The 5,989-nt window shown below is 71.3% G+C and carries 7 protein-coding genes; 1 reads left to right on the top strand and 6 read right to left on the bottom strand.

Going from position 1 to position 5,989, the window contains the following annotated elements; translation table 11 throughout:
* Positions 1 to 517: 517 nt before the first annotated feature.
* Positions 518 to 1,543 carry a tryptophan--tRNA ligase gene (gene trpS, locus ACWEN3_RS39110; protein ID WP_452981295.1) on the top strand — a complete coding sequence of 342 codons (1,026 nt, stop codon included), beginning with the start codon at positions 518 to 520 and terminating at the stop codon, positions 1,541 to 1,543.
* A gap of 55 nt (positions 1,544 to 1,598) precedes the next feature.
* On the opposite strand, the gene proC is transcribed toward trpS, so the two are convergent.
* The 6 genes from proC to ACWEN3_RS39080 form a co-directional block, all read right to left on the bottom strand.
* The gene (gene proC, locus ACWEN3_RS39105) at positions 1,599 to 2,411 is read right to left on the bottom strand and encodes a pyrroline-5-carboxylate reductase (RefSeq protein WP_452981292.1); all 813 of its coding nucleotides are present in this window, start codon (positions 2,409 to 2,411) and stop codon (positions 1,599 to 1,601) included.
* A 60-nt stretch (positions 2,412 to 2,471) separates the two neighbouring features.
* Positions 2,472 to 3,242 (bottom strand): ABC transporter permease, encoded by a 771-nt coding sequence (locus ACWEN3_RS39100; protein WP_452981289.1) that lies wholly within the window; start codon positions 3,240 to 3,242, stop codon positions 2,472 to 2,474.
* Complete coding sequence (locus ACWEN3_RS39095; RefSeq protein WP_452981286.1) at positions 3,239 to 4,075, bottom strand: ABC transporter ATP-binding protein; 837 nt, start codon at positions 4,073 to 4,075, stop codon at positions 3,239 to 3,241. Before ACWEN3_RS39095 ends, ACWEN3_RS39100 begins: the two co-directional genes overlap by 4 nt.
* Before the next feature lie 104 nt (positions 4,076 to 4,179).
* Positions 4,180 to 4,965, bottom strand: a complete 786-nt coding sequence (locus ACWEN3_RS39090) for a class I SAM-dependent methyltransferase (protein ID WP_452981283.1) — start codon at positions 4,963 to 4,965, stop codon at positions 4,180 to 4,182.
* A gap of 166 nt (positions 4,966 to 5,131) precedes the next feature.
* Positions 5,132 to 5,641, bottom strand: a complete 510-nt coding sequence (locus ACWEN3_RS39085; protein ID WP_452981280.1) for an EamA/RhaT family transporter — start codon at positions 5,639 to 5,641, stop codon at positions 5,132 to 5,134.
* 44 nt (positions 5,642 to 5,685) lie between these two features.
* Positions 5,686 to 5,934 carry an SH3 domain-containing protein gene (locus tag ACWEN3_RS39080; protein WP_452981298.1) on the bottom strand — a complete coding sequence of 83 codons (249 nt, stop codon included), beginning with the start codon at positions 5,932 to 5,934 and terminating at the stop codon, positions 5,686 to 5,688.
* Between the last annotated feature and the right edge of the window lie 55 nt (positions 5,935 to 5,989).

The following is a 5,989-nucleotide window of genomic DNA, read 5'->3' as shown; positions in this document are numbered from 1 at the left end:
TTTCCCTTTCCGGCGGTTCCGACTCTATCAGATCCTTTCGGGCCTGACCCCCAGTCAGCGGGGCTTGTCCTCCCGGCCGTTGGGCCGTTCCGACGAGTGAGACTTTAGCGGATTCCCGGCCTCCGAGCTAATCGGGGGCCTGCGTCCTTTCGAACGCGGATTCCTCATTTCGCAAATACGCACGCCAAAGCATCCGGCGCCGGAGCGTCGATGGTGAGTGGTACTTGCGGAATGGCTGTCCGGGGACCGACCGGAGTCGGAGCTCACGTCGGACAACTCGGAGAACTGTACGGATCACGTCGGGGCGTGTCAACTCGAGGGTCAGGGGGCCTCGGGAGGCGTAGCCTGACCCTCATGACCACGCGTACGTGTACCCAGCTTTGGTGGGCCGCCTGACGGCGGCCGCGCTCACGTATGCACTCAACGGCCGCCGCCTCGGCGGCCGTTCTCGTATCTCCTCCAGGACTCCGGGGGCCGGCCGCAGGGACGGCGGTCTCGATCAGGAGGTGGAGTGGAGATGACACGGGTCTTCAGCGGGATCAAGCCGACCGGGCACCTGACGCTGGGGAACTACCTCGGAGCCATGCGGCGCTGGGCCGAGGTGGACCAGCACAGGGCGGACGCGCTGTTCTGTGTGGTGGATCTGCACGCGCTGACCGTGGACCACGATCCTGCGCGGGTGCGCAGGCTCAGCCGGCAGACGGCGACGCTCCTGCTGGCCTCGGGTCTCGATCCGGAGGTGTGCACCGTGTTCCTGCAGAGCCACGTGGACGAGCACACGAGGCTGTCGTACCTGCTGGAATGCGTGGCGACCGACGGCGAGATGCGGCGGATGATCCAGTACAAGGAGAAGGCCGGGCGGGAGCGGGAGCGCGGCGGGAGCGTACGGCTGTCGTTGCTGACGTATCCGGCGCTGATGGCGGCGGACATCCTGGCGTACGGCACGGACGAGGTGCCGGTCGGCGACGACCAGGTGCAGCACGTGGAGCTGACGCGGGACCTGGCGGTGCGGTTCAACCAGCGGTACGGGCACACGTTCGTGGTGCCGAAAGCCACCCGTCCGGACGTGGCCGCTCGGGTGATGAACCTTCAGGACCCGGCGTCGAAGATGGGGAAGTCGGACGACTCGGGACCGGGGATCGTCTATCTGCTGGACGAGCCGGAGGTCGTGCGCAGAAAGGTGATGCGGGCCGTCACCGACAGCGGGCGGGATGTCGTGTACGACCGGGAGGGGCGGCCGGGACCGGCGAATCTGCTGGAGATTCTCGCAGCGTGCACGGGCGGGAACCCTGAGTCACTGGCGGACGTTTACCAGTCGTACGGCGCTTTGAAGAAGGACACCGCGGAAGCCGTGGTGGAGGTGCTCGGGCCGGTGCAGGCCAGGCACCGGGAGCTGTGTGCGGATCCGGCGTATGTGGAGGGGGTGCTGCGGGATGGTGCGGAGAAGGCCCGGGCGATGGCCCGGCCGATCGTCGATACCGCTTACCGGGCGATCGGGCTGCTGCCGCCCGTGGCGGAGGGCGCGCTGAGCGCGGCCCGGTAGGCGTTCCCGTGCCGGGGCGACCTGCCGGCCTGGCGTGGTCGCCCCCGGCTCGGGTTCAGTCCTTCTTGCCGGAGGCGAGTTCGCGGCTGCGGTCGCGGGCGGCTTCGAGGGCGGCGATGAGGGCGGCGCGTACGCCGTGGTTCTCCAGTTCGCGGATGGCGTTGATCGTCGTACCGGCAGGCGAGGTGACGTTCTCGCGGAGCTTGACGGGGTGCTCTCCGCTGTCGCGGAGCATCACGGCGGCGCCGATGGCGGACTGGACGATGAGGTCGTGGGCCTTGTCGCGGGGCAGGCCGAGCAGGATGCCGGCGTCGGTCATGGCCTCGACCAGGTAGAAGAAGTACGCCGGGCCGGAGCCGGACAGGGCGGTGCAGGCGTCCTGTTGGCTCTCGGGGACGCGGAGGGTCTTGCCGACGGCGCCGAAGATCTCCTCCGCGTGGGCGAGGTGCTGGGCGGTGGCGTGGCTGCCGGCGGAGATGACCGACATGGCCTCGTCGACGAGGGCGGGGGTGTTGGTCATGACACGGACGACCGGGGTGCCCGCGGCGAGGCGCTCCTCGAAGAAGGAGGTGGGGATACCCGCGGCTCCGCTGATGACCAGGCGGTCGGTGGGGATGTGCGGGGCCAGTTCGTCCAGGAGGGCGCCCATGTCCTGCGGCTTGACCGTGAGGATCAGGGTGTCGGCGGTCTTGGCGGCCTCGGTGTTGGTGACCGGGGTGACTCCGTGGCGGGTGCGGAGCTCTTCGGCGCGTTCGGGCCGGCGGGCGGTGACCAGGAGGTCGGCGGGGGCCCAGCCGGCCCGGATCATTCCGCTGAGCAGGGCTTCGCCGATCTTGCCGGTGCCGAGGACTGCGACTTTCTGGCTCATGCGCTTCATCCTTGCACCGCAGCGGAGATGTGCGCGCCGGTTGTCCGCTGGGCGGAACACCTACGGCGTACGTCGGCGCAGGGTGGCCGCGCCCAGGACGAGGACCAGCACGGCGGTGCCGGCCACGATCAGGACGTCCCTCACGAACGTGGCCGTCATGTCGGTGTGGTGGAGGACCTGGTTCATGCCGTCGACGGCGTACGACATGGGGAGGACGTCGGAGATGGCCTCCAGGACGGGGTGCATGTTGGAGCGGGCGGTGAACAGGCCGCAGAGGAGGAGCTGGGGGAAGATCACCGCCGGCATGAACTGGACCGCCTGGAATTCGGAGGCCGCGAAGGCCGAGACGAACAGGCCGAGGGCCGTGCCGAGCAGGGCGTCGAGGAGTGCGACGAGGAGGAGCAGCCAGGCGGAGCCGGTGACGTCGAGGCCGAGGACCCAGAGCGCGAGGCCGGTGGCGAGGGCCGACTGGACGATGGCGAGGATGCCGAAGGCGAGGGCGTAGCCGGCGATGAGGTCGGCCTTGCCGAGGGGCATGGCGAGGAGGCGTTCGAGGGTGCCGGAGGTGCGTTCGCGCAGTGTGGCGATGGAGGTGACCAGGAACATCGTGATCAGCGGGAAGATCCCGAGCAGGGAGGCGCCGATGTTGTCGAAGGTGCGCGGGCTGGCGTCGAAGACGTAGCGCAGCAGGACCAGCATCAGGCACGGGACGAGGATCATCAGCGCGATGGTGCGCGGGTCGTGGCGCAGCTGGCGCAGGACGCGGGCGGCCGTGGCGGTGGTGCGGGCGGGGTTGAACACGCCGGTGGGCGCGGGGGCGGTCGTGCTCATCGGGTGCTCTCCTTGGTGCGGCCCGCCGTGGCGGCTTGGTCGACGAGGTGCAGGAAGGCGGCCTCGACGGTGTCGGTGGCGGTGCGGGTGCGCAGGGCGTCGGGGGTGTCGTCGGCGAGGATCTCGCCCTCGCGCATGAGGAGGAGGCGGTGGCAGCGCTCGGCCTCGTCCATGACGTGGGAGGAGACGAGGAGGGTGGTGCCGCGGGTGGCGGCGAGGTCGTGGAAGAGGTTCCACAGGTCGCGGCGCAGGACGGGGTCGAGGCCGACGGTCGGCTCGTCGAGGACGAGGAGTTCGGGCGTGCCGAGGAGGGCGACGGCGAGGGAGACGCGGCTGCGCTGGCCGCCGGAGAGGTTGCCGGCGAGGGTGTCGGCGTGGCTGGTGAGGTCGACGTCGGCGATGACCCGGTTGACGTGGTCGCGGCGGCTTTCGGCGGTGCCGGGGGTCCTCCCGTCCGAGCGCAGCCGATCGTGGCGGAGGCCGGGGTCGAGGACGCGGGCGAAGTAGTCCAGGTTCTGGCGGACCGTCAGGTCGTCGTAGACGGAGGGTGCCTGGGTGACGTAGCCGATGCGGGTGCGCAGGGTGGGGTGGCCGGCCGGGTGGCCGAGGACGTCGAGGGTGCCGGTGACCTTGGCCTGGGTGCCGACGACGGAGCGCATGAGGGTGGACTTGCCGCATCCGGAGGGGCCGAGCAGGCCGGTGATCTGGCCGCGCGGGACGGTGAAGGAGAGGTGGTGCAGGACGGTTCGGGGGCCGCGGACGACGGTGAGGTCTTCGGCGTGGACGGCGGGGGCCGGTGCCGGGTGGGGTGGGTCCGGCTCATAATTCATCATGCGATGAATAATCTGCCCCTGGTGCCGTGGACGTCAAGGGGCGGCACGGCAAAGCGGCGGCCGGGACGTGCCCGGCCGCCGCTGCCGGCGGAACACCGCGGGGTTCAGGGCTTGGTGGCGACGAGCAGGAGCACGTCGTACGTCTCCTCGACGATGCCGTCGGGGAAGACCTTCAGCAGCTGGGCGCGCTCCTCCTCCAGGAAGGCGGCCCTGTCCGGCTCGGGCAGGACGAGCAGGAACGAGTGGCTGCCGATGTTGGCGAGATGGGTGTCGATCGGGACGCGGCGGCTCCAGCGGACCTCCTGGCGCGTGAAGTCGAGGCGGCCGCTGGGGTCGGCCCGCCGGGTCCGCTCGCCGGACTTGCTCTGTTCGGCGGCGAGGTCGATGCCGACGAAGCGGGCGGTGCGGTCGGCGGCCTCCGCGATCCATTCGACGTCGAGGGCGTCGGTGTTCCACCACAGCGCCAGCGCGCCGCCCGGCCGCAGCACGCGCAGTGCCTCCGGCACCGAGCGGGCGGTGTCGGTCCAGTGCCAGGCCTGGGCGTAGGTGAGGAAGTCGGCCTGGGCGTCGGCCACGGGGAGGTCGTCGCCGTTGCCGCGGACGAGCGGGATGTGCGGCAGCGTGCGGCGGAACTCGGCGGCCATGCCCTCGCCGGGTTCGACCGCGAGGACGTCGGCCCCGCGGGAGTGCAGCAGGGCGGTGGCGATGCCGGTGCCGGCGCCGACGTCCACGACCCTGGCGCCGGACAGGGACCGGCCGGCCAGTCGCTCGACGGCGTCGAAGAGGGCCGGCGGGTAGGAGGGGCGGTTCGCCGCGTACTGGGCGGCGGCGGAGTTGAAGGAGTGCGCGCGGGCGGTGGTGGGGTCGGTGGGCGGCTGCGTGGTCGTCATCAGCCCATCGTGGGCGGCGGGCGGCGGATGGGACAGCGACTTATGAGCGGGCCTCGGCGCGGGGCCTCGCTTTTCGGCCGTCTCTCCTCGGCCCCGGCCGCTTCTCCTCGATCCGCGGCCGCCTCTCTTTCCCAGCGGCTGGCCACTCCATTTCCCGGTCGCTTGCCTAGCGGCGGCGCTTCTTCTTCGACGGGTTGCCCGAGCGGCGGGTGCTGCGCTGTTCGTACTCGGCGCGGGCCTTCTCGTACTCCTCGCGGTGCAGTTTCTCGCCCGGGGCCTCGGTGAGGGAGCGGACGAAGTAGGCGAGGAGGGAGCCGACGAAGCCGATGGCGAGCAGGCCGCGCAGGGAGGCCTGGCGCTGGGGGTCGTGACGCCTGCCGAAGCCGCCCCAGGTGTTGCTGAAGGCGAGCGCGGTGCACACGGCGAACATGACGACGATCAGCGCGGTGACGAACATGCCGGTGTCGGCGATCTGGATGCCCTGGTAGGCGAAGCGCAGGACCAGGCAGGAGGCGACGGCGGCCGCGAGGGAGCCGACGGCGACGGCCGCGCGGCGGGCCCCGTAGCCGTTGTCGTGGTCCACCCAGGACGTGCCGAAGAAGCGCAGGGACTCGGGGCGGGGGCCGCCGGCCGCCGAGTCCGCCGGGGTGCCCGGGCTGCCGGTTTCGTCGCTCACGGGACGATTATGGCTCCCGGGCGGTGGCGGGCCGCCGGCCGGGGTCAGCCGCAGCGCGGGGCGACGTAGCCGTCGCTGCCGGTCTGGACGTAGGCGTCGGAGACGTACTCGCCGTTGCTGATGTTGTCCCAGATGTTGGAGGTGCCGTAGGGGCCCGTGACGCTGGTGCCCGGGGACTGGCAGTAGATGTGGACCCTGGCTCCCTCGGGCAGGACGCGGACGAGGCTGTAGCCGGTGCCGGGGCCGCTGCGGACGTTCAGGCGGACGCCCGGGGCGACCGAGTAGTAGCGCAGGGCATCCGCCGTGGCCGCTGCCGTCGCGGCAGCAGCCTTACGGTCGGCCTGTCGT

This window comes from Streptomyces sp. NPDC004561 (assembly GCF_053602155.1).
The sequence above is the reverse complement of the archived record's forward strand: the minus strand, read 5'-3'. Positions and strand labels throughout refer to the sequence as shown.